General features: G+C 41.6%; 20 protein-coding genes and 1 pseudogene. 13 read left to right on the top strand and 8 right to left on the bottom strand.

What is annotated here, in order from left to right; all coding sequences use genetic code 11:
- The first annotated feature begins 104 nt into the window (after positions 1 to 104).
- Positions 105 to 1,823, top strand: a complete 1,719-nt coding sequence (locus tag RMY64_RS15090) for an ankyrin repeat domain-containing protein (RefSeq protein ID WP_322700460.1) — start codon at positions 105 to 107, stop codon at positions 1,821 to 1,823.
- 152 nt (positions 1,824 to 1,975) lie between these two features.
- Here the strand turns inward: RMY64_RS15090 and RMY64_RS15085 are convergent, their stop codons facing one another.
- A complete protein-coding gene (locus RMY64_RS15085; RefSeq protein ID WP_322700459.1) occupies positions 1,976 to 2,722 on the bottom strand; it encodes a hypothetical protein in 747 nt (248 codons plus the stop codon).
- Between the two features lie 524 nt (positions 2,723 to 3,246).
- On the opposite strand from RMY64_RS15085, the gene RMY64_RS15080 reads away from it, so the two are divergent.
- The 5 genes from RMY64_RS15080 to RMY64_RS15060 all read left to right on the top strand — a co-directional run bounded on the left by RMY64_RS15080 (position 3,247) and on the right by RMY64_RS15060 (position 6,677).
- Entirely contained in the window at positions 3,247 to 3,867 is a 621-nt protein-coding gene (locus tag RMY64_RS15080) for a DNA-3-methyladenine glycosylase (protein ID WP_322700458.1), read from the top strand.
- Between the two features lie 87 nt (positions 3,868 to 3,954).
- On the top strand, positions 3,955 to 4,575 hold the full coding sequence (locus tag RMY64_RS15075; RefSeq protein ID WP_322700457.1) for a class I SAM-dependent methyltransferase: 621 nt from the start codon (positions 3,955 to 3,957) through the stop codon (positions 4,573 to 4,575).
- Positions 4,576 to 4,893: 318 nt separating this feature from the next.
- Positions 4,894 to 6,075, top strand: coding sequence for a class C beta-lactamase (gene ampC / locus RMY64_RS15070; protein WP_322700456.1), 1,182 nt, complete (start codon positions 4,894 to 4,896; stop codon positions 6,073 to 6,075).
- A gap of 145 nt (positions 6,076 to 6,220) precedes the next feature.
- Complete coding sequence (locus RMY64_RS15065; RefSeq protein WP_322700455.1) at positions 6,221 to 6,448, top strand: hypothetical protein; 228 nt, start codon at positions 6,221 to 6,223, stop codon at positions 6,446 to 6,448.
- Complete coding sequence (locus RMY64_RS15060) at positions 6,405 to 6,677, top strand: thermonuclease family protein (RefSeq protein WP_322700454.1); 273 nt, start codon at positions 6,405 to 6,407, stop codon at positions 6,675 to 6,677. Before RMY64_RS15065 ends, RMY64_RS15060 begins: the two co-directional genes overlap by 44 nt.
- Before the next feature lie 427 nt (positions 6,678 to 7,104).
- On the opposite strand, the gene RMY64_RS15055 is transcribed toward RMY64_RS15060, so the two are convergent.
- Together RMY64_RS15055 and RMY64_RS15050 are read right to left on the bottom strand one after the other, a co-directional pair.
- On the bottom strand, positions 7,105 to 8,550 hold the full coding sequence (locus RMY64_RS15055) for an alpha/beta hydrolase family protein (RefSeq protein WP_322700453.1): 1,446 nt from the start codon (positions 8,548 to 8,550) through the stop codon (positions 7,105 to 7,107).
- Between the two features lie 166 nt (positions 8,551 to 8,716).
- A pseudogene (locus tag RMY64_RS15050) lies at positions 8,717 to 9,997 on the bottom strand (pyridoxal-dependent decarboxylase).
- A 738-nt stretch (positions 9,998 to 10,735) separates the two neighbouring features.
- On the opposite strand from RMY64_RS15050, the gene RMY64_RS15045 reads away from it, so the two are divergent.
- Together RMY64_RS15045 and RMY64_RS15040 are read left to right on the top strand one after the other, a co-directional pair.
- Positions 10,736 to 11,770: a carboxylate-amine ligase gene (locus RMY64_RS15045; RefSeq protein ID WP_322700452.1), complete on the top strand. Its 1,035-nt coding sequence runs from the start codon at positions 10,736 to 10,738 to the stop codon at positions 11,768 to 11,770.
- 13 nt (positions 11,771 to 11,783) lie between these two features.
- Positions 11,784 to 12,020 carry an isochorismatase family protein gene (locus tag RMY64_RS15040; RefSeq protein ID WP_322700499.1) on the top strand — a complete coding sequence of 79 codons (237 nt, stop codon included), beginning with the start codon at positions 11,784 to 11,786 and terminating at the stop codon, positions 12,018 to 12,020.
- 57 nt (positions 12,021 to 12,077) lie between these two features.
- Here RMY64_RS15040 and RMY64_RS15035 read toward each other — a convergent pair whose 3' ends face one another.
- Positions 12,078 to 13,040: a YafY family protein gene (locus RMY64_RS15035; RefSeq protein WP_322700451.1), complete on the bottom strand. Its 963-nt coding sequence runs from the start codon at positions 13,038 to 13,040 to the stop codon at positions 12,078 to 12,080.
- Positions 13,041 to 13,187: 147 nt separating this feature from the next.
- Here RMY64_RS15035 and RMY64_RS15030 point away from each other — a divergent pair, with 147 nt between their 5' ends.
- Complete coding sequence (locus RMY64_RS15030; RefSeq protein ID WP_322700450.1) at positions 13,188 to 14,096, top strand: SDR family oxidoreductase; 909 nt, start codon at positions 13,188 to 13,190, stop codon at positions 14,094 to 14,096.
- Between the two features lie 241 nt (positions 14,097 to 14,337).
- Here the strand turns inward: RMY64_RS15030 and RMY64_RS15025 are convergent, their stop codons facing one another.
- Together RMY64_RS15025 and RMY64_RS15020 are read right to left on the bottom strand one after the other, a co-directional pair.
- A complete protein-coding gene (locus RMY64_RS15025; RefSeq protein ID WP_322700449.1) occupies positions 14,338 to 14,835 on the bottom strand; it encodes an SRPBCC domain-containing protein in 498 nt (165 codons plus the stop codon).
- Positions 14,822 to 15,169, bottom strand: coding sequence for a metalloregulator ArsR/SmtB family transcription factor (locus RMY64_RS15020; RefSeq protein WP_322700448.1), 348 nt, complete (start codon positions 15,167 to 15,169; stop codon positions 14,822 to 14,824). The genes RMY64_RS15025 and RMY64_RS15020 overlap by 14 nt, the downstream gene beginning before the upstream one ends.
- 274 nt (positions 15,170 to 15,443) lie before the next feature.
- Between RMY64_RS15020 and RMY64_RS15015 the strand changes: the two genes are divergently transcribed.
- From RMY64_RS15015 to RMY64_RS15005, 3 genes are all read left to right on the top strand, one after another.
- Complete coding sequence (locus RMY64_RS15015; protein WP_322700447.1) at positions 15,444 to 15,629, top strand: hypothetical protein; 186 nt, start codon at positions 15,444 to 15,446, stop codon at positions 15,627 to 15,629.
- Between the two features lie 217 nt (positions 15,630 to 15,846).
- A complete protein-coding gene (locus RMY64_RS15010) occupies positions 15,847 to 16,077 on the top strand; it encodes a hypothetical protein (protein WP_322700446.1) in 231 nt (76 codons plus the stop codon).
- Positions 16,078 to 16,184: 107 nt separating this feature from the next.
- Positions 16,185 to 16,886, top strand: coding sequence for an SDR family NAD(P)-dependent oxidoreductase (locus tag RMY64_RS15005; RefSeq protein ID WP_322700445.1), 702 nt, complete (start codon positions 16,185 to 16,187; stop codon positions 16,884 to 16,886).
- Positions 16,887 to 16,939: 53 nt separating this feature from the next.
- Here the strand turns inward: RMY64_RS15005 and RMY64_RS15000 are convergent, their stop codons facing one another.
- Positions 16,940 to 17,113: a hypothetical protein gene (locus RMY64_RS15000; protein ID WP_322700498.1), complete on the bottom strand. Its 174-nt coding sequence runs from the start codon at positions 17,111 to 17,113 to the stop codon at positions 16,940 to 16,942.
- 282 nt (positions 17,114 to 17,395) lie between these two features.
- Between RMY64_RS15000 and RMY64_RS14995 the strand changes: the two genes are divergently transcribed.
- Positions 17,396 to 17,617, top strand: coding sequence for a CopG family transcriptional regulator (locus RMY64_RS14995; protein ID WP_322700444.1), 222 nt, complete (start codon positions 17,396 to 17,398; stop codon positions 17,615 to 17,617).
- Positions 17,618 to 17,894: 277 nt separating this feature from the next.
- On the opposite strand, the gene RMY64_RS14990 is transcribed toward RMY64_RS14995, so the two are convergent.
- Entirely contained in the window at positions 17,895 to 23,081 is a 5,187-nt protein-coding gene (locus RMY64_RS14990; protein ID WP_322700443.1) for a hypothetical protein, read from the bottom strand.
- Between the last annotated feature and the right edge of the window lie 16 nt (positions 23,082 to 23,097).

Raw genomic sequence — 23,097 nt, 5'->3', positions numbered from 1 at the left:
TAGCTTGCAACTCTTACAGAGTACGTAGACTCGCTTTCCGCTTCGCTTACAGTCGGGGATTCAGATCCGCAACTTTCTTGTTGACCAGTTAACTCAGAAAAATTATGCAAAAAATTCATATTTATGCACAGCAGGGAGATATTGCAGGAGTCGCACGTAAAATAGCCAATGGGGTTGATATTGAGCGCCTAGACGAGTATTCCCAGCAAACACCATTAATGTGTGCGGTTAGTAGCCCCAATGCAGGTATTGATATGATTCGCCTCCTCTTGGAACATGGCGCGAATGTGAATGCTGTTCAACAAGAATCTCAAAATACCGTACTTGGGTTGGCTGTGCAGTCAGGAAATCTAGATAAAATCCAATTGATTCTGGATGCTGGAGCAGATATTAACTATCAAAGCCCAAATGGATATGATGTCTTAATCAATGCTATGTATAGTCGAGATATCTTGCAAGATCAAAACTTAATATCAACTTTGAATTTACTCATTTCTAGAGGTGCTGCTGTCAATGGCATCAGTAGCTATGGTGAGTCTGCAATCAAAGTAGCTGCTCATCTTGGGAGATTTGATGCTGTCAAATTATTATTGAACGCGGGTGCTAACCCAGAGCAACTGGGATGGACTCAATTAATGCACGCTATAGTTTTTGGGAGCTTAGAGCAAGTATTGTTATTGCTAGAGCAAGGAGCAGATCGAGATGTGCGTGATTGTTGGCATAGAACCCCTTGGTTATTGAGTATTCAGGTGGGTGAACTACCTAAAGCCAAATTACTCCTAGCTGCAAGAGCAAATCACAACGATGTGGGAAACTGCGGAAAAACACCCTTAATGTTTGCAATAGAAAATAATAGGCCCGAAGTCCTACAGTGGCTAATTGCAGAGGGATTTGATATTGAAGCCACTGATGACTTTAGTAACACTGCGTTAATAATCGCAGCAGAGCATGGTGCTACTGATTGCGTCAAAATTTTACTAGAAGCTGGCGCAAACCCTAGCAGAATCAATCATTGCGATGAAAAAGCCATCAAGATAGCTACAAACAAGGAAATTGTTAGAATGTTAATTGCAGTTGGCGAAGATGTGAGCGATATTAACGATGATATGCGGCGATCGCTGATCGGCATTGCTAACAGCAAATTCTCATTATCACAACTATCGCCAAAAGAGTATTTTGCTGGCAAACATCCGCGCTTTGGTAAAGCTAATCCAGAATTGATGAAAATCCCTTTTTGGCAGGCGATGGTTTGTGAGGGTTGTTCTGCTTATACAGCCAAAAATCTTTTTAACGATAGAGAGAATTGGCAAGAAAAAGCATGGTGCTATAATCGATTTGGCAGAACAATTACAGAATTACCAGATGGCAGAATTGTTGAAATTGCTGGTGAGCATGAAGACTACTACGATCCTGATTTTTGTATATATAACGATGTTGTAGTTTATCAAGGTGATGGTAATTTTCAGATTTTCGGTTATCCCAAAGATATTTTTCCGCCAACTGATTTTCATTCCGCTACATTAGTTGGAAAATACATATATATTATTGGTAATTTAGGATATGCCGATGCAAGAATCTATAATGAAATTCCAGTTTATAGATTAGATTGGCATACCTTTAAAATAGAAAAATTATCAACAACTGGTAATAAACCAGGATGGATTAGTCATCACAAAGCTTACTACAAAGAACAAGATAAAATTTATATTACTGGCGGTAAATTGTGTGTAATGGGTAATGAAAAATCAGAAGATTATATAGAGAACTCGGATGATTACGTTTTAGATTTAGTTAACTTAACTTGGAGTCGCGCTACTATTTAAATATGAATCTATCTCTGACTACTGGAATTCTTTTAATTTGGTGATATAAAGGTTTCCAGAGAAGGAATTATCATTGCCTCAAACCTTCCAGATGTTGGGTAGGTATTTGCTATCATCTAAGACTTTCACACTTTCCTACATTCTTAACGCTTTTAAAGTCCCAATTGATTAGCTCTTTGTTCACTAGCTCGATCAACTCGCTGCCACAGTTCACGGTCTTCTCGATAAATAGCCAACGCTGCAATCGCATCTTTTGCATCAATGTCTTTTCCTTGAGCCACTAGTGAAATTAGGAAATCTATTGCTTTATCTTGTCGCAACATCCCAATTGCTAGTAATAATGTGCGCCGAAGTTCTACATTCCTTGTTTGCTCCCAGCAATTTCTGAGATGATCGAATGCTTCCTCTAATCGTGATTCACCCAACGTCAATGCTGCTAACTCACAGATTTGCTCCTTCGGATCAAAAAGAAAACCAGCAACTATTGCAAGTGAATCAGCCGGAGCCAGTTGTAACAAACCACTGAAGCACTCTGAAATCACCTGTGGTGCTCGATCGCCTATGCGGGTTTTCAAACGAAGTAAAGGTACACCTTGGGGATTTCCTGTGTAGGCGATCGCTTTTGCAGCAGCAACTCTTGCTTCTGGTTTGGGATCAGCTAGTAAATCGGCTAATTCATTCATTACATCTGAGTAGTTCATTCTCACCAGACCTAAAGCACATATACCCCGAAGATGGGCAGCAGTATCTTCAACTCCTCCCCATACTGGCTCCATCTGAATATGTCGAATCCCTTGCAGAAAAAGGTTTTCATCGCTGTATTCTAAGTGATACAGTGCTTGTGCTACCTCTTTCTTGGCAAGACAATTTTGGTCTACTTGTGCGGGTTTGACCATCATTCGAGCAAAAGCTTCTACAAGATCGTCAACTAACTCAGTAATAGTGGATTCGCCGACTATCTTGGCTGCTTGAGCAACAGCTATAGAATATTTACTCTTAAGGCCTTGACGTAAAATTATGATCCCTTCTTCACTTGTCGGATGCCGTCGAATTCAGGCAAGAATAGATAAAGTTTCTTCTAGCTTTTGTGATTTTGGCATATACCATCCTACAACTAGGCGCTCTGTTTTGAATTAGAATTTGCCAAAGCGCATTCCTCACTTTTTAACTACGAATTATTAATAAATATTACTGCCCTAAATAACCACAAAGCTCTTGATAGTTCGCTTGTACTATAATACCATTAACCATTTCATTTTTTAACAAAGTTTGAGGGTTTAACTTCCCTGCTTCTATCAAGCAGCTCGTTTTGATGCTTAAGCTAAATCCCCGTTACTTTCACATAATTGCAAATTGTTTTAATGTCCTTGTGAATGGATGATTCAATGAGAGGGCAAATGCTTAGGTCTTAGCTGATAAACTAATGGATTATTCAATTGCGATTACAACTCTCAAGCATTCAGATCCTATCTTGGCAAGGCTAATAGAAATTATTGGAGATTGCAAACTCTATCAAGTACAACAAACTGGAGACTTGCTCTTTTCCCTATCTCGGTCAATTCTTTACCAGCAAATTTCCGGCAAGGCTGCTGGGAGCATTCATAGCAAATTTTTGCAATTTTATCCTCATAGCCCTTTCCCAACAGCTTTAGATATCCTCAACACCCCAGATGACGTTTTGCGAAAAGCAGGTATTTCACGACCCAAAGTTTTGTATTTGAAAGACCTTGCCCAAAAAGTTCTAGATGGATTGCCTACACTAAATCAATTGCAGGCAATGGAAGATGAATCAATTATCGAAGCTTTAACGCCAATAAAAGGCGTTGGGCGTTGGACGGTGCAGATGCTGCTTATGTTTCGTTTACATCGGCTTGATATTCTACCTGTTGATGACTTAGGTATTCGTGCAGGGATTCGTAGAGTTTATAATTTAGCAGAGCTTCCTAATAAAAAGACTGTAGAAGATTTAGGACAAATGTGGAAACCCTATCGTTCTATTGCCTGTTGGTATCTGTGGCAAGGTTTAGAGATAAAAAATAACTAAAATAGCAACAATAATCCACTGTTCCACAGATTTCCTCGCTCAACGTCCCTACTAAGCATAAAATTAAATTGTCAAGGGTTAAGAATTATGGGGTTGTACTCGCGAGTTATCTTTCCACGTCTTCTCGACTGGAGTTTGTCAGTTCCAAACTTAGCTAAATATCGTCAGGAGTTGTTAGCTGATGTAACAGGAGAAGTTCTGGAAATTGGTTTTGGAACTGGATTAAATTTGCCTTACTATCCTTGTGGAATTCGCAAAATCACTACAGTTGACGTGAATCCTGGAATGAATGCTTTGGCAAGAAAGCGCATCAGTGACTCTGGCATTACAGTTGAACAACTCCTGCTATCAAGTGAAAATCTCCCGATGTCAGACAATACATTTGATAGTGTAGTCAGCACTTGGACTTTGTGCAGTATTGCAAATGTACAGCAAGCACTCCAAGAGGTTTATCGAGTACTAAAACCGGGTGGTAGGTTCTTTTTCGTGGAACATGGGTTGAGTGATAAGCCTAGCGTACAGGTTTGGCAGCATCGCCTCACACCAATTCAAAAAGTCGTAGCCGATGGATGTCACCTGAATCGAGATATTCAAAAATTGATAGAACAGCATTTTGACCATGTAGAGCTAAAGCAGTTCACACCTGAAAATTTTTCAGATTTGATAGCTCATCTCTACTTTGGATGTGCAACTAAGAAAGCATTGTAAATTTTTAACAGTTAGGCAATATCTAATAATTAGTTATGAAAGCCATTAATGCAATCCTATTATTTCTGTAACTTCGCGCCAGATTTTCCATCAACACTGTACTCCAATAGCCCACATCAGCAGGGCTTTCGCCAATAAGAGAGAGAATCGATTGCTCTTAGACGATGGACTAAGTTTCGCTTTTAGAGCGAACGTACAGTAACGAGGCTACGATACAGGAGTATCGCTCTAGTTGTAGCTCCGTAAGATTAGAATTACTAGATAAATAAATTGACAACTTTGAGATGGGGCAAACCTAATCGAGTCACTGTATCTGTTATGAGAAAAATTTCCGTTGCAAAGGTTGGAATTATTGCTGCCACAAGCTTTTTATTAGGCGCATGCGCCCAAGCTGCCGATAGCAAAGATCAAAGCCAATTTGAGCAAATCGTCAGCGAAGTGATTCGACCCATTATGGAGGAGAACAATGTTCCGGGGATGGCTGTGGCGGTCACGGTTCAGGGAAAGCGATATTTCTTTAATTACGGTGTCGCCTCAAAGGAGAGCGCACAAAAAGTCACCCAGGATACGATTTTCGAGATCGGCTCGGTCAGCAAAACATTCACCGCAACCCTCGCGTCCTACGCGCAAGTAAGTGGAACTCTATCCCTGTTGGATAACGCAAGCAAATATCTGCCTGCACTCGCCGACAGCAGTTTCAACAAAATCAGCCTTCTTAATCTTGGCACCTATACGGCGGGTGGTTTACCCCTACAGTTCCCGGATAATGTCAATAATCAACAGGAGATGATTGCCTATTATAAAGGCTGGCGACCGAGCTATGCGGTTGGTAACCATCGGCTTTATTCAAACCCGAGTATCGGCTTGTTTGGCTATCTGACCGCCAGAAGCATGGGCAAGCCTTTCGATGAGCTAATGGAAAAGAAGCTTCTCCCGAAGCTTGGCTTGACGCGTACTTATCTTCGGGTTCCGCAAAACCAGATGGATAAATACGCTTATGGCTACTCGAAAGATAACAAGCCGATCCGAGTCACTCCTGGTGTTTTAGATTCGGAAGCCTATGGCTTGAAGACAACTGCTTCCGACATGATCCAGTTCATTGAGGCAAATATGAACGGCATGGAGTTGGACGAAACTCTCCAACGCGCGATTGCCGGAACTCATATCGGATACTTCAAGGTCGGCGACATGACGCAGGGACTGGGATGGGAGATGTATACCTATCCAATAAATCTCGACCGACTGCTTGCGGGGAACTCGTCGCAAATGAGCCTCAAGGTCAACGAGGTGACCAGACTTGCTTTGCCGATGTCACCCCAGCAGAATGTGTTGATCAACAAAACCGGTTCGACGAATGGGTTCGGTGCCTATGTTGCCTTTGTTCCCGTCAAGGGCATCGGTATCGTGATGATGGGGAACAAAAACTATCCCATCCCGGCTCGTGTGAAGGCTGCCTACCAGATATTGATGGCGCTGGAGGCTTTTGGGTACAAGGTGTAGTAAATGTTTAATGCGGAAAAGAATTGTGCTTTCTTAATATTGTGACAACAGAGCTAGCAATATGAAGCCATTGTGGAGAACTCCCATAATCTTAACTGCGTAGTTTACCGCCGCAGGCATCGCTGGAGCTACCATAATCGCTATCTTGATTTTCCAAAGAACTAACCAGCCATCTATCGCACTTACCGAAGAATGGACAGCTACACAAGTGATAGATGCAGACAGCATCACAGTCCGCCAAACTGATGGCAGCCAAATCGAAGTTGAGCTTTGTGGAATTGATGCCCCAGAAATGAAACAAGGTGAAGTGTCAGCACAACCATTGAGCAATGAAGCAAAACAGAAACGAACTCTTGCTAATTGCTGCCGATAAGCAACTGTTGATTATTCCAGTGGCAAAAGACAGCGATGGGCGCACTGTTGCTGAAGTCATGGTTCGCGGACAGGGTGAGGCTGAGATTAGTTTTCAGGAAGAATTACTCAAGAGTGGTTTGGCTAAAACGCGGCTTGGTGGGGTAGAATGCCCGAATCAAATAGCTTTCGAGAATGCTCAGGGATTAGCGAAAGCTTCTAAAACTGGAGTGTGGAGTCAGGTCAAATAAAATCAGCTTTCAAATTTCAAATTGAGTGCTAAGAAGATTTTTTCACATCAGCTAATATAAGAGCGAGCGCAACTTCTAAAAAATGGCGATCGCGAATGGCTATTAAAACTCCATTAATGAGTATTTGAGACTTGTGAACTCACCTATTGCAGATAAAAAATCCTGGATAAATGCCAACTCTATCGAGATTGCAATTTATCCAGGGTTGTAAAGTATCTATTTATGTCTTGTAAAAACGTAAGCTTAGTATTCCCAAAAATTTTCACATTATTCTTCCCGTATTTTACTTAAACTAACAGAGCGATCGCCTAACAAGCATTAATAATCAAAAAATAAGAAAAAGTGCGCTCGCATCTTTAATGGCTGAGACTGCGGGCTATGCTGATGGATCTCATGGCTGGGGTTGAGAGCAAAATTGATCGGAGTTTCAGCTTGCTAGAGGAAAAGTTGCTGCTAACATCCATCCAAAGAATAAGGCATTACCAATGGCATAGCTCCAATATTCGTTAAGTAAGCTAGAAGTAAATGAAAAAATAGCCACGAGTATAGGGAACAAGGGCAGCAAAAGATAAATAAACCCAAGATTTGGTAGCAAGTAAAGTACTAAAATAAAACCTCCGATTAAAGCTGTACTTTGTCCTAGCCACCACAAAATACGTTTTTCAAACAAGATATTTTGTTGGGCTATACCTGATGCTAAAAACCAAGGAAAACTAATAAGTGCAAGTATAGGAAACAATTGCAAACGTATCCCAGTTAGCCACCACTGTAACCACACTACTTGAGCCATCGCTCCGAAACCAATCCATAACACTATGAATAGAACAATGCCTATTCCTAAACCTCTAACTGTAGGTCGTTGCATTCGTGACATAATCACAAGCCAAGTTAATCCTGCTGCACCAAACCAAATACTTACTGCTGTGCCTACTAAAACTCCACCTAAGTTATCAATATCACCGAGTCGATTACCTACTAAAAGCGTACCACTTGCGATAAAAGGCGCTATGAACAAACCTGCCCAGCTTTTTAGCTGTTCTACCTTACTAGGGAGGAAAGAAGTACTTAAAACCGGAGCAATTGCTCCTAGTATTACTAACCACGCTAATAAGTGTAAAACGTACCAAATCATTCGATAATCAACATAGTTGCTTTGACCCTGGATTCCAAAAGTAGCATCAAGCCAATTTCTAGCTGCTTGGTGGCTTTGATTACGGAACAAAATTGTAATATGTTCTGCATTAGGAATAATTACTAGTTCTCTTCCCTTGCCCGGAAATAAATTTTTATTTTCTCCACCTGCGGTTTTAAGTAACCGCTTTGCATTGGCAATAAATCTGCCTTCCCAGCTTCCTGCTTGCAATTGCAGATTAGGGGGAGCTTTTGGTGTAACTGAAGCACTTGTAGGAGAAATAGCTACGGTTGCCGCATAACGATTGACATTATTGATAGCAGCAGACATTACTGCACCGCTACCCATTGAGTGACCTAAAGTAGCTAAACGCAATTTATCTACCTCTGGTTGTTTTACAAGTGCTTCATAAGCAACATCAAGATTTTGCTGAAGTGAATTTTTTCCCAACGGTTTAGTATTAGCTGCATGACTATCAAAGTCCCACACCATTACTGCGTAACCTGCATCTGCTAACGTGTAGGCGTACCCAAGCATTAACTGCTTAGAACCTGCATACCCATGTGCTATTAAAACGCCCGGTACCTTTTTCGCATTCTTTGGGACTACGTATAATAGTGGCACACCATTAGAGACCATTTGCTTTACTGTAAGAGGCGCTTGTACCGTTATTACCCTCCACCAAGAAATAGCAATTACTAATAGTGCCAAAATGAACGTCAGTAAACGCTTATTATTCATAGGCTTCTAGTTCATAGAATTCTGGCAAATTATTTTATGTATGTAATACCAATTCTATGTGAAGCTGCATAGAATTAATATTACTCGGATAAGTTTGCTTAATTGGTAATAGACGCGCCCTATTGAGTTAATTATTTTCTATTTCTTCAGCAGTTCGACAAATTAATTACCAAGCCTGTTTTACGTGTATTTTATCTGTAGTTGCTTGTCCAATTGACATTCTTAAAGTTAATTTTTGCTCTAACTTGGTGGAAGTAAGATAGATTTTACCTAAAGAGTTGATAATGTTAATGATTTTTTCGTTAATTGCATCACCTAATTTATGGCGAAAACATACCAAATTTAATGGGGGATTCACAACTAGCTCAAAACGAGGATGAGATTTTACACATTCAGCAAATTCTTGTGCTAAGGCAATATGCTTACGAATATAATACTGTAAGCCTTCTAGACCATAGTGCCGAATTACAAACTACAGTTTGAGACTTCTAAATCTACGTCCTAAAGAAATCTGCCAATCTCGATAGTCAATAACTTTACCAGACGTGCTAGCTTGATTTTTGAGAAATTCAGGCATGATAGATAGTGCATGAATTAGTTTAGCTCGATCTTTGACATAAAAACAGGTACAATCAAAATTAGTTAGCATCCATTTATGAGGATTAAAACAATAGCTGTCTGCTAGTTCTAATCCTTGATGAATCCACTGATATTCAGGACATATAGCTGCTGTACCACTCATTGCGCCATCAACATGGAGCCAAATGTTATGTACTTGAGCGAGCGCACCTATTTCTGTTAATGGATCTATGGCATGAGATGAGGTTGTCCCCACAGTAGCAGCAATATAAAAAGGGATTAACCCAGATTTAATATCTGCAATAATTTGCTGTTGTAGTAATTTTGGACACATTCTATAATGAGCATCAACTTCAATTAAATGGAAATTTTCTCGCTTGATTCCCGCTACTCTGGCAGCTTTCTCAATTGACGAGTGTGCTTGAGTAGAAGTGTAGACAACCAGTTGATTAATATCTGCTTTTAACTGTTCTTTAGCTGCTATCAAAGCTACTAAAGAAGCACTACTGGCTGAGTCTTGAATTACTCCTCCTCCTGTGGTTGAAGATTTAAACTGCGAAGGAAGTGACAACATATCTATTAACCAGTCTAGAACATGAGTTTCTAACTCAGTACAAGCTGGAGAAGTTGCCCATAACATTCCTTGAACTCCAAGTCCTGCACTGACTAATTCTCCTAAAATTGATGGTGCAGAAATACCTGTAGGAAAGAAAGCAAAAAAGTTTGGAGACTGCCAATTAGTCAATCCTGGGACGATGATTTTATCTAAATCTTGTAAAATATCTGCAAAAGACTCTCCTTTTACTGGGGCTGTTTCTGGTAATTTAGCTCTAATGTCTCCAGGTTCTAATTGGGATAAAACAGGCATTTGCTCTACTGTTTCTAAATAATTAGCTATCCAATCAATAGTTTGATATCCCCAATGACGAAATTCATCTGATGACATGTGGTATTTTTTATTGTTTTCCATATTGTTCTACCTTTTAAAATTTGTTATTTGACACAATATATTTTATATCTTATCTGAAGCTTTAATATGTACCAAAGCTAATGTCTCATATCGTATAATGCTGTCTTAATCTCCGAAATTAAGGCTAGTCATACCTATTACAAAAGAAAAATTTTTAGAAGAATCCAGAAGCCAGAATGGGCTAAACGCCCCGCTATCCATGTACAGGAATCAAAACAAGAAAATGGTGGATTCAGACCCGCCACTAATTATAGACCGCTAAATTTTTTATGTTTAGGAGGTATTAAACCCATTTATTCAAACGCCAGTCATACAGAATTCAGGATGGATTCTGACCATGCCAGTTTTCAAATATTCTTTTGGAGTAATGCAATCCACAACCTCAGAATGATATTTCTCTCATTGAATTAAGCCATGTTTACTTTGGGACTTATTAGCAAACATTTAGTGCATTTAGCTGTTAAAAGTTTGCCCCTACTCGACCGATTAATCCTACTGTTGTCGCTCGTGGCAATAAGATTCCTTAACAAGTAAAGGAAACACCAAGTATGTCATCTCAAGCTGAAGAATTTACTATTGGTGTCGAAGAGGAGTATCAAATTATCAATCCGACGACGTGGGAACTGAGGAGAGCGTGTGGAACACGTTCTCCCAAAAGCCCAGAAAGCCCTTGGCTTGAAGGTACAGCCAGAAGCCCAGCGATCGCAGATAGAAATTGGTACGCCCATCTGTAGAACACTTGCAGATGTGCGCTTGGAGCTTGTTCGTTTGCGTCGTGAAGTGATAACGGCGGCGGCCACGGATGGTAATCAAATTGCCGCCGCCGGTACACACCCGTTTTCACACTGGGATCAACAGCAGCTCACACCCAAAGAACGTTATCAAACGTTGATGGAAGATTATCAACAACTTACCCGTGAGCTAGTCATCTTTGGCTGTCATGTACATGTGGGAATTAGCGATCGCTGTAGAGCTATCAGCGTCATGAACCGTTCCCGTGTGTGGCTGTCCCCGCTTTTAGCATTGGCAGCATCTTCACCTTTCTGGCTAGGTAAGGATACAGGTTATGCAAGCTATCGTACCGAGATTTGGGGACGATGGCCCCTATCTGGAGTACCACTGATTTTCGAGTCTTTAGCCGACTACGAAGCACTTGTACAAGTTTTAGTCGAGACAAAAAGTCTCGCGGAGGCGACAAAGATTTATTGGGATGTGCGTTTGTCTGAGCGCTTCCCGACAATCGAGTTTCGAGTAACAGATGTCTGTCAGACGGTAGACGAAGCGGTAATGGTAGCAGGGCTTGTACGTGCCTTGGCGCGAACTTGCTACCAACAAGCCATGAGTGATAAACCGTTTCCCGCAGCCCGTCACGAACTTGTACGTGTTGCTCACTGGCGTGCCGCACGTTATGGATTAGATGAGGATTTAATCGACTTTACCACGACGAGAGCCGTCCCAGCACGGGAGTTGGTTGAGAACTTTCTCACTTTCGTGCGTCCATCGCTTGAGGAATACGGAGAATGGGATGAAGTTTCCTCTCTTGTACAGCAAACAATGCAGTTCGGGAATGGCGCAACACGGCAGCGTGACGTTTACAAGCGAACCGGGCACTTGGAAGATGTCGTTGATTTAATTGTCCAAGACACAGCAAAAGGGATAGCGTCAGTATAGGAGAGAGGACTTTATCCTAGTTCACATTATTGCTGATTTTGAAAGATTTTTCATCTTAGGGATTGACACTGATATGTGTGTGTTGAAAATAGCGATGAATTTTTTCGATATTGGCATTGAACCCATCGTATTAACTGATTGCTGCGCTAGTACAGCAGGTTTACAAGCACATCTGGCAGGTTTGGCGGTACTCAGTCGGAATTTGGGGCTTTTCGTCTGCGTGAGGCAGGTTTCTCTAAGGGTTTCCTAGCTGCACCACTAGACAAAAATAGAGAAAATAAATTCTCAGAAATTGTACGTTTTTAATTTAATGTTCGGTATAAAACAGGATCGTCTTTTTTGCTGCTTGCAAAACGCGATCGCGTAACTCTAATGGCTCAATTACCTCCATTTGTGCGCCAAACCCCAGCACATAAGCACAAGCCGCTTCTTCTATATCAAATGTCAGCCATACGGAAGTCCAGCCATCGACATCGGGCGAGTCAATCTTTTCTATTCGGGCAAAGTATCCGGCATAGCGTAACCGAGGCATAACCTTTGGAGCAACACGCACCGTTACGCCATAGTAAGGCAAATTGGCTTTGAACTCAACCATCGATTGTTGCCAATAGTCGGCTAAGTTGAATTCAACCGGACGAATACAGGCGTAATCTGTAAGTATGGCATTCCGCACTCGTGAAATCCGGTAGGAGCGTACCCCTGAATCTACCGAGGCAACGAAATACCAGACACTGCCTTTAGCAACCAGTCCGAGTGGATTGACCAATCGTTCCACACACTTACCATCACTGCGTTCATAGCTCAGATGTACTTGCCGCTCTTGCCAAATAGCTGTTTGCAAGATTGGAAATGCCGACATTTCGTCGTCCCACCGATGCCAGCCTGTTGGATCGACATGAATCCGCTGACTAACCATTTCTGCTTGCTGACGATTTGCGGCAGGCATTGCTGCCAAAAGTTTGAGCAGAGCGGCTTCAAATGCTTGACTCCAGCCTAAATCGGCTAGCAAGTGTGCGGGCTTTGGCAAAAACAGCGCCTGAATCTCTGCCAAGTTAAGCCCTGTCAGCGTAGTTTGATAGCTGTCGAGTAAACTCCAACCACCCCCTTTACCGCGTTCTGCCATCACCGGAACTCCGGCACTGCTGAGGGCATCCATGTCACGATGAATGGTGCGCTCAGATACCTCCAATCGTTCTGCTAAATCCCGCGCCGTTAGTTGGCGATAAACCTGCAATAACATCAGGATGGAGAGGAGGCGATCGGCACGCATAACTATCCCAAGACCAATCGAAACTACTTTTTACTTTACTGCCTAAATATGACAAGGGATGTCAGGAAGTTCAGCTTATGCTGCATAAAGATGGTTTGAAGTCATCGATTTCTTTAAGCTACCTTGCAGGATTTAAGGAGGTCAATTATGCAACTATTGAAGAATAAAATTGCGCTTGTAGTTGGGGCAACACGCGGTGCAGGTCGTGGCATTGCTGTGGAACTTGGTGCAGCAGGGGCAACCGTTTATGTCACCGGACGCACTACTCTTACTGTGCGTTCGGAATACAACCGCCCTGAAACGATCCAAGAAACGGCAAAATTGGTAAACCAGGCAGGTGGAAAAGGAATCGCGGTTGTAGTCGATCATTTAGACCCAAAACAAGTGCAGGCGCTTGTTGCTCGTGTTGAGCAGGAGCAGGGTCGTCTGGATGTTCTGGTCAACGATATTGGTGCAGAATATCTGGTGGAGTTCAACAAACCCGTATGGGAGCTTTCTTTGGAGCGAGGATTACGGATGCTGAGACTGGCGATCGACACCCACCTGATCGCTAGCCACTTCGCATTACCCTTGTTGATCCAGAAACCCGGTGGATTGGTAGTCGAAATTACCGATGGGACTGCCGAATACAACAGCAAAAACTATCGGCTGTCGCTGTTCTATGACCTTGCTAAAACCTCGGTAATTCGCATGGCGTGGGGATTGGCGCAAGAACTTAAACCGCATCAATGTACTGCCGTAGCGCTGACTCCGGGCTGGTTGCGCTCGGAACTCATGCTCGATCATTTTGGAGTGAGTGAAGCCAACTGGCAGGACGCAACGGCAAAAGAACCGCACTTCATCATTTCTGAAACGCCCTACTATGTCGGGCGTGCAGTTGCTTATCTCGTTGGCGATCCACAAGTAGTGCGCTGGAATGGCCAATCGCTTTCCAGTGGGCAACTAGCACAGGTTTATGGCTTTACTGATCTTGATGGCTCTCAACCCGATGCGTGGCGCTACATTCATGAAGTGCAGGAGGCGGGTAAACCTGCTGATGCGACCGGATATAGGTAATGCTCAAGTCACAAAACATCGCATTTTCAACCTCGCTTTATTGCGCTTGGCTCCATGTAAATAATTTCCCAAATATGACGGTTTAACTCAGCAAACCCATGTCCGTACATAAAACTGTGGTCTTGTGGTTCATTCTAGGTTGCTCCACCGGCAGCAAGTGCAGGGAGCAACCATGCATCAACTTTTTCTCTGCTCGATGAAGATAAACATACAAACCTCATTCATCCCTAGTAAGAGAGACTCAAGCTTTCGCCAAAAACTCATCTAGGCAGTCAAAAGTCGAGTTCCACCCTTCGATCACACCCATCTGTTCATGCTTACGCCGATCCTCAATAGACTCATGCATAATCTGGAGCGTGAGTTTGGTATTGCTATCTAAATCCTCGAAAATGGCTGTTACAACCATTCCCTTTGGTAAATCAGCATTTACGACTTTTTCAAAGCCTTCATCAAATTCATCACTGGTAACAATCCTCTCAAAGGGTACAATTTCGCGAAAAACACCTTTGGCCGGGTACTCCCTGCCGTCTGGGCCAGTCATCACGTAGCGCCATTTCCCGCCTGGACGCAGATCCATCTCAATCACACGGGTTGTGAAACCTTTGGGCCCCCACCACTGCGCTATGTGTTTCGGATCGGTCCATGCCTGGAACACAAGGGAGCGCGGCGCCTTCAAGATGCGGACGATCGCGATCTCACGTTGAGATTGAGCATCAGTGTCATCCTCAATGTTGCTCATTTTGTTTCTCCTGAGTTTGTAATTCGTGCAGGTAATCATCAAGCCGATCAAGCCTCTGTTCCCACAATTGACGATATTGCTCAATCCAATCCGCCGCTTCTTTGAGCGGCTGTGCTTGAATCTGGCATGGTCGCCATTGAGCTTCGCGACCCCGCACAATCAGTCCGGCACGCTCTAGTACCTTTATATGTTTGGAGATTGCAGGAAGACTCATCTTAAAAGGCTTGGCTAACTCACTTACCGATGCCTCACCTTTGGCGAGGTGAGCCAGAATTGCACGTCGTGTAGGATCGGCTAGGGCAGCAAAGGTAAGGCTCAGTTGTTCGTTAGACATTTTTATTTAACCTAATGGTTAATTAACTACTAGGTTAAATGTACTATTGAATCATGTCAAGCCCCCACTTAAGGGAAATCCAAAAAATAAAATGCCCATTTGGGCAATATATACAGGACAACATCTTGGAGTACGGTATCGTAACGGGAGCAACACCTAATGCCGCAGTTGTTCTGTTTGGCGCATTACACAAAAGACTAGGGCTTTCAAAATCTAGCTAAGTATTACTGCTGCAATTGATGACACAGACACCCATAAGTTGACAGCGCATTAAATGTTACCTGATGGGGCAGTTATAGCACTCAAGACTGGTACATCCCGCAAGGTGGACGGGGTGACGGCAGCAACAACTGTCACTATCTTTCCCAACTTCTTAGAGCTGATTCGTAAAGAAAATCTTAAGGATACTCAACTCATTGCTAGGTCTGAGTTTCAGCGAATAAGTGCTGTATTGACTTAAATTACTGAAACCCTTATTAGACAAGTACTTTACTTTAGTTTACAAATTAGCTCTTAAGCTAGAGTTAAAAAACTTTAATATTTGTAATATTTAAAATTAAAAGTTATCTTGCTTTGGTTGTCAAATCACTCCAGCGAAAGAACAACAGAGATTGTAGAAGAGGTTAGATGTAATTTGATAACCATCTTTTAAACCTTAGTTTATGCAGCATAATTTTTTGATCTCAGCCGAGGAAAAGGAAAAAATATTTCATACAGAATTAGTCAAATACGGTGTGGAGTATGAACAAGCTCGAAAAGCAGCACAAATTTTAGCTTGCAGTCAAGCAGATGAGCTTTTATCACAACAAGACAGACAAACAGTTACACAAGCATGTAACAAATGGTCAGCACAGCGTAAACGCTACAAACGAATCATTACATCTGTTGTAGATGAAAGAAGGTATTAAGCAGATACCGTATAGAAATTTCAATTAATCACATACACAAACCAACGACTTATTATTCGCTGATTCAACATTTCTGCAAGCATTCTTAATACAAGGTAGAACATCAGATGGAATCCACGCAAGACAAATGGGCATTAGTCACAGGTGGGAACCGAGGGATTGGGTTTGCCATCGCTCAAGGTCTACTAGCAAAAGGTTACTCGATAATTATCACTTCGCGTTCGCTTGATAACGCTCTCCTTGCGGTCCAGAAGCTTCAATCAAAGGTAATTCCTGTCGAATTGGATGTCACTGATGATCGCTCTATCGATGAAGCAGTAAAAACCCTGCACCAGAAAATTGCTCGGTTAGACGTTTTGATCAATAATGCTGGCGTCTATCCAGACAATCATGTAAATATTCTTACCATTGACCGTGAGTTACTTGATTCCACAATGAATGCCAACACCTTTGGCGCAATTCGGATGGTGCAGGCATTTTTACCCCTATTGGAAAAATCCCCCGATGCCAGAGTTGTCAACGTTTCAAGCGGATATGGAGCATTAGAAGGCTTGTCTTACGATGTTCCAAGTTACTGCCTATCAAAGCTGGCATTAAATGGTGCAACAATTATGCTGGCACAAGCTCTACAATCTTTTGGAATTGTTGTCAATTCCATTTGTCCGGGGTGGGTTAAAACAGATATGGGTGGGTCATCAGCACCGCGCACGCCAGCAGAAGGAGCCGACACTGCAATTTGGCTCGCTACTGATGCTCCACGCAATATAAACGGTAAATTTTTGCGAGATCGTAAAGTAATTTCTTTTTAGATGTTAATTGTCATTATAATTTTTTACCTTGAAAAAGCATACATCTTTTATGGCTATGGCGACAATTGACTCTCTAGAAAGCCAATTAAATGCATCATTTTCCACTGCCCAAACTGGTTCTCTGAATCAAGATATTGCGGTGCATAAATGTTATCACATTCATTGTGTTCAGTCCATACAATAATACTCGCTCGTAATTGTGGAAAAACATCTGTTGTTAGCCACAGACAATGCCTGAGCCTGGACGCAAAAAAGCCTGCGTGTTCACCAGTACGACTTGCTATGACAAAACGCTAACTTCCCAATCCCAAATTAAAACTGTATCTGAAATTCACATAAGTGATTTCTTGGTGAAGTTTTTGATTATACGTAAATACCTTAAAAAACTTATGTTTATAATAGTATGACCGCAAGGCAAGTATGAATCGAGTTAATAATTGTTATTTATCAACCATTGCTAGAGTGCAATGTCCGTTTAATTTATCAACTTTTAAAAATCCGAACAAGTTATGAATAAAAAATGGGCTATCAAACGAATCACGATAAATCTCGCATCAACTGAGAGTGAAAAGCTTGAACGCTATTGTGCAATCACAGGCAGACCAGCAACTGATGTCATTCGAGAGTTGATTCGCTCTCTTGAAGTAACTCATCTTCAAGAGAGCAAACATCCTGCACCCATGAAGCCTAGCTCTGTTACTCATGAACCACAGCCAGTTGGTATAGGTTAGAGATAGAGCAATGTTTTTGAGATTCTAAATTAAGTTTTGATTTTTGGCTTTGACTCGTTGAAAAGCCTATAAATACGTATTTTTATTGAAGGAGGCAGGAGGCAGAAGGTCAACAACAGAGGATTCTGGCAATAACAGTAATTGTAGACTGCTAAATCGTAGATTTAGCGGGGATCTTAAACCCAAGTTACCAAGGCAAAAAGGCAAAATTCAAAACTTATTCTTTCCTCCAGCAAGAACTGCCCTCTGCCTTTTGCCTTGCCGGAGGCAGATAAACCTATTTTTGGAAATCTATTTGTTGTGTTTGAGATTTAGCTAATATTTTATCAATTTGAGTATTAGCATCCTCAAAAGTTTGCAATATCTGTGGAGTTAGTTTATTAGTCTGCACTCTCCCTGATTGCAAGTTGAAAATTACCTCTCCATTTTTCTGCGAAATAGTTAAATCCCTCTGCTGGGTATTGAAAGCCAAGTCATAATTTTTCCCTTGGACTTTAGTACCATTTTCATCAGATTTACCCCAGGTCATGCCAATCCTTTGAGCAATTTGAGTCAGCCGACTGATGGCAACAAGCTCAAATGTATCTTGATTCATTACTGTCAACGCTTGGGCTGATAATTGCTCACCAGCTTTAAACCCATAAGCCACTTCTACAATGCGTTTTTTGTAATTCTCCGACTTCCCTAACTTATCTGCGGCATTGTACCAATTTCTCAAATCATCAATAGTAACTGATTGAGGTTGGATTTCTTGGTTGGGTGCGGCTCTATTTTGTGGTTCAGGAAACTGGACTATAAAACCCTCCACATAATCCCCCAAGGGTTCAAAATGTAGTCCCCAGACCTGCCCTTTGCCTGTGAACAGTTCTGGTAATGCCTTGGGTGAGTGCTTTTCCATATCAGCCCACTGCTGTTGATAAACGGGGTCAGCAATCATATCAGGTGTGATTTGATACTGCTTACCGACTCGAAAGGCGACTTGCTTATCAATGCCTGTCGCCAGAGCAATATCCCCTTCCTTAAACCCATACTGTTTGTATGGTTGATAAGCTCTGGTGGTATGAGTTCGACCATATCCTCTCATCGCATCAATACAAGTGTTTACAGGTAGTGGGTTCGGCTCACCATGCATCATTAAAGGGTAGTTCATCGGAATCGGTTTGCCTTTGATGTCAGAAAGGGCGACATTTTGAATATCTTGGTTTGGGTGGAATTGAGCGCTTTGTTGAGGCAAAGACAATGCAGATTGAGATAGAGGTTTTAGAAATTGTGGTCGTGTGGCGAGGGAGCTAACTTTTTGCTGATACTCAAGAGTAGACTCAATAATTGCCCCAAATTTCTTGGTCATGTTCTCCAAAGTTTTGGGGAGAATTGAACTACTGACTAAGTTAAATACCGCTAGACCTTTTTGAGTTTCCCTGATAACATCTTCTATTGGTACTTGCTGCCATTCAACTTTTTGAGCAGTTAACCATTTTGTCACAGTCTCAGTTTTCTGGTTGTCAACAGCCAAGCCCATGACTCCAAGTTTTTTGTTTGATTCTGTCGAAAATAAAAAAGTAGGACGCTCTTTAATATTATGTAGAGTTTTCGCACTACTCTCAATCATCTCTTGTTGTTCAGAATTAACTGATTGAGTCCCAAAAGCCTGAAATTCCTTCGTCCATTTCTGGGGATATTCAACGGTATTAGGGTCAATTTGAGCGCAAATAACAGAAAAATTACTTTGAATAATAGCGGGCGCAGGTGTAAGTTGTCCAGTTTTGAGTAGTCCAAGCTGTCTGAGCGCGTCTTTGTCTTTTTTGAAGTGCAATACTCCCAGTGGTTCAGCATTCAAAAATACGGCATCTCTAGTTTTAGAAGCTGAGGTTTCGATAGTCAGTTTTCGGTAATCTTGATCATTGAATGTCTGACCAAAAAAATCATAAAAGTTAATTTTATTAATTTTCAGGAGATTCCCATTAGGAGACTCACCTAGCACAAAAGCTTGATCTCCAGTTTCGGAGATAGAAGTAAGTTTTAACTTTAGAGGATTACCATTTTTAAGATAATTAACTTCTTTCAACTGTTGGACAGAATCGCTGTCTAACTCACCCAAAGTTTTGCCATCAAGTTTGATTTTTACTGTTTTGTCAGCCATCGGCACAGTGCCAAATTCTAAGTTGACCGATTCGGCATTAAAAACAAGTCCTGCATAAGAGAAGTTCTTGAGTTCACGAATAGTAATTTCAATCGGCTCGTTTCCTGGCAGTCCAATAGTTGCTGATGCTGTGGCAGGTTCTACCCCAACCATACAAGAGAGCGCTTTCGTTCCAATGGGAAGCTGTGCAGTTCTGGTTTCGAGCATGGCGAATTCCTTATATTCGCCGTCACTATCCTGGACAAACATTAGCCTGGAAACATGGCGTTCATGCCCCGGTGGGTGGTGGCTGGCTCTAATTTCTATCGGGTGCAAATCATCCTTGTTCCAGTCTCGACCCAAAAATTGATTCGCTTCATTATTCAGTGTGACTAACTTCGGTTCAGTAAATTGCAATTTATCTAAGCGAGAGATAATCTCATTGGGGAAAGCAGCGAAGGCGAAATTAGAAACTTTTTTAGCGATCGCTTGGGGGTTTGCGTTTTCTTTTCTTGCAACTTCAAGTTCATCCTGGCGAGATGCACAGATGTTCCAAGCGGCGGCGGATAGAGCAAGTTTTTCTGACTCTGGGATCTTCGCATAAAATGCGAGAGCCGCCTCTTGTGCCTTGTCGAAAAGTAATTTAGTTTGGCTTCTAGTAAGTTCTGGTTTTAGTTCTAGGAGTTTAGCTCCCTGCATGGTCGTCCCCGCCTTGAGATTGTAGTCAGTCACAGATTGTTGGCTAACTGTCCCCAGGTTGCGGTAAGCGGGTTTTCCATCTTTCCCAACCTCGCCATCTATCTGTGCAACTGCTAGTAATTTGTGGGGGCGTTCTTTAGTTCGCCATTTCTCTGGTATTTCGTTTAGGCGAATGTTCAACGTTTGGGCTTTCCAAATCAGAGGATGTTCGTAATGGGTGAGATTGGTAATTTCGAGTTGGCAAGACTGTGGAGTTTGGATGATTGCTGATGGCCCTTTCTCGGTTTCTCGCCGCCTTGAGGCACGAACCGCAGCGTTGAACTTCAGATCAAACTCGTGCTTGGCGGCGATCGCTGCAAATTTTTGCTGTGGTGTAAATTCTACTCCTTGAAACAAGTCTTTAAACTGGACAATGGGACGCGATTCTAACTGTGATTCTTGGAAATATTTATTAGTTTGGCTAATCAATAATTCTACTGGTGAGTAGCCCTTTGGTGTTATCCCCTTGTTTAAATAAACTGAACGCGACTTTTTATCTTTAATATAATTAACATCACGATACAAGTAGCGGCTGTTTTCCCTGATTTTATCCATCTCAGGTTTTTTAGCACTTTTGAATAAATCAACCGCTATTTGGTTTTGATAACATCCCTCACCAATCATTTCCCGGTACATCAGGCGGTTAACATCCATCGCCTGCTGAATAATTTCTGGCGTTCTGTTAGGATTCTCTGCTAGAGCTACAACAGATTGCATGAAAGGCTTGTACTCTGCTCTAATTGGTTTGGCCTTCTCGCTATATTCCTGTTCAAATAAACTTTGGTAATGGCTAGATACTTGCTCTAAATATTCTAATTTTTGTTCTAAAGTACCATAAGTGTTTAGTACCTCAATTTCCGATTCTAATGCCTCCAGTGCTGTCACTTGATTGTTGATTATGCCCACGCTGATGCTATCACTCATGTGAATAGCAATTTTTTCAAAAGGGGGCTGGGTTCCATCGCTGGGATCATAAAATGACTGTTTTTTGAGCTTAACCGTGGGCGAATAGGCGTTTTGGGGAAGATTTCTTCGCTCTGCCTCTGCTGTTAAATTAGGATATAAGCTAGCTCTTGCCACACCAATGCAGTCACCATCGTAGTCTCGTGCTTGGCGTTCTGATTCTGTTTCTGCTGGGTCTATTTCTTCAACATCAATCCCTTGCGTTTCTAACTGTGCAATCCTTTGCTGTATGCGCTTGTGGTCTTCGTCATTGACTACAATTATACCTTTGAGGTCTTTACCATCTGGCCCGAGTCGATCTTTAACGTGCTTGTTAGCAGACACACACAATCCGTTAGAATTCAGAAAAGGAGAACGGAAGTTAAGAATTTTCTCTTCATTCTTTTCCCATGAAACACAGATTTCACCATTTTTTAAATCTTTGGATGGGATAATCATCCCTCTGTCAAAAGTAAGCGTTTTCCCTAAAGCGATATCTCGCCATTGGCTCTGTACAAACCGACTCAATTCCTGTTTAACTTTTTCCGTTTCTAATAACTGCTGATGACCCAACAAGTCAGCTTTGATGAGCTTGTACATGAACAAGTCATCTTTAGTACTCTCGTCATCTAATTCCTCATCTGCATCTAAGTCATTATTTGTCCCTAAGTTTTTAACATCTGCTTCAAGGCTAGTAAGTTCTCCTATTTTTAATTTACTTTGGTTCAATGATTCTTTGCGTTTTTCGTATTTTTCACAATAGTCAGCAGCAACAATTCTAGGGTCATCTTGAATAGAGGCTAGTTTCTCAGCTTGTAGCTCTAATTTTTCGGCAAAATCTTTAATTCCTTGGGGGAAAGATGCCAATAGTTGAGAAATAGACATCTGACCATGCTGAGATTGTCCTTTTTCAGCCAACCAAATATTTTGCTGATATAATCCTGGCTTAATTTGAGGTTTAGTCGCCCCTGCTGGTCTATCCTTATCTGTTCCCTTAAAACTACTTATGGGAAGAATTATATCGATTTTGGGTTCATTGTTCGGGTCTACATATTTTATATCATCTAGTTTGTATGGTCGGAGTGTTCCTTTGCCAAAACGATATTTAGCGGCATCTTCCCCAGCTCCATCCACCCAACCAAATCGATGCTGAATTACACGATAGCTTTTATCTGCTTGGAATTCTCTTAAGGTTACTTTGTCATAAAGTTGTGTTGAAATCTGCCCATAACAGTCACCAACTAATTTATATGCCAAATCATTTGATAATATTCCTCCATTCTCACCTCTGTTATCAGTAGAATCATCTACTACCAGAATGTTTAGCTTTTCGTGAATTGCATTTTTACAAGCCCCAAGGAAGATGGAACCATAAGCCCCACGGTCTTTACTATCTGGACAAATTTTTTGAATCGTTTCTAAACATTCCTTTTCTCCATAAAGTAAGCGAGTTTTTGAAGATAATAGTAAGATATGTCCATCTGGATGATTTTTTAAGTCTTCCTCTGTACTGTATTCATCCGAATGTCCAAAGGATAATTTTTTATCAGGAAAGTAAAATTCTAGTAAAGTATTACTGAGCTTTTCAGTTAAAATAGTTTGGCGATCATCTGTATAAATCCATTGATTGAGCCTGGGATCAAAATGCTTTAGTTCCAGAGTCATGATTTTAATAAAATGA

Origin of the sequence: Nostoc sp. DedQUE08, assembly GCF_034530895.1 — a bacterium.
GTDB lineage: Bacteria > Cyanobacteriota > Cyanobacteriia > Cyanobacteriales > Nostocaceae > Nostoc.
This window is presented reverse-complemented; position numbering and strand designations above follow the sequence as displayed.

Excerpts from the sequence above, each read along its gene's own strand:
- RMY64_RS15090 (WP_322700460.1), top strand. The coding sequence starts at position 105 with ATGCAAAAAATTCATATTTATGCACAGCAGGGAGATATTGCAGGAGTC.
- RMY64_RS15085 (WP_322700459.1), bottom strand. The coding sequence starts at position 2,722 with ATGATGGTCAAACCCGCACAAGTAGACCAAAATTGTCTTGCCAAGAAA.
- RMY64_RS15080 (WP_322700458.1), top strand. The coding sequence starts at position 3,247 with ATGGATTATTCAATTGCGATTACAACTCTCAAGCATTCAGATCCTATC.
- RMY64_RS15075 (WP_322700457.1), top strand. The coding sequence starts at position 3,955 with ATGGGGTTGTACTCGCGAGTTATCTTTCCACGTCTTCTCGACTGGAGT.
- ampC (WP_322700456.1), top strand. The coding sequence starts at position 4,894 with ATGAGAAAAATTTCCGTTGCAAAGGTTGGAATTATTGCTGCCACAAGC.
- RMY64_RS15060 (WP_322700454.1), top strand. The coding sequence starts at position 6,405 with ATGAAGCAAAACAGAAACGAACTCTTGCTAATTGCTGCCGATAAGCAA.
- RMY64_RS15055 (WP_322700453.1), bottom strand. The coding sequence starts at position 8,550 with ATGAATAATAAGCGTTTACTGACGTTCATTTTGGCACTATTAGTAATT.
- RMY64_RS15035 (WP_322700451.1), bottom strand. The coding sequence starts at position 13,040 with ATGCGTGCCGATCGCCTCCTCTCCATCCTGATGTTATTGCAGGTTTAT.
- RMY64_RS15030 (WP_322700450.1), top strand. The coding sequence starts at position 13,188 with ATGCAACTATTGAAGAATAAAATTGCGCTTGTAGTTGGGGCAACACGC.
- RMY64_RS15025 (WP_322700449.1), bottom strand. The coding sequence starts at position 14,835 with ATGAGCAACATTGAGGATGACACTGATGCTCAATCTCAACGTGAGATC.
- RMY64_RS15020 (WP_322700448.1), bottom strand. The coding sequence starts at position 15,169 with ATGTCTAACGAACAACTGAGCCTTACCTTTGCTGCCCTAGCCGATCCT.
- RMY64_RS15015 (WP_322700447.1), top strand. The coding sequence starts at position 15,444 with ATGTTACCTGATGGGGCAGTTATAGCACTCAAGACTGGTACATCCCGC.
- RMY64_RS15005 (WP_322700445.1), top strand. The coding sequence starts at position 16,185 with ATGGAATCCACGCAAGACAAATGGGCATTAGTCACAGGTGGGAACCGA.
- RMY64_RS14995 (WP_322700444.1), top strand. The coding sequence starts at position 17,396 with ATGAATAAAAAATGGGCTATCAAACGAATCACGATAAATCTCGCATCA.
- RMY64_RS14990 (WP_322700443.1), bottom strand. The coding sequence starts at position 23,081 with ATGACTCTGGAACTAAAGCATTTTGATCCCAGGCTCAATCAATGGATT.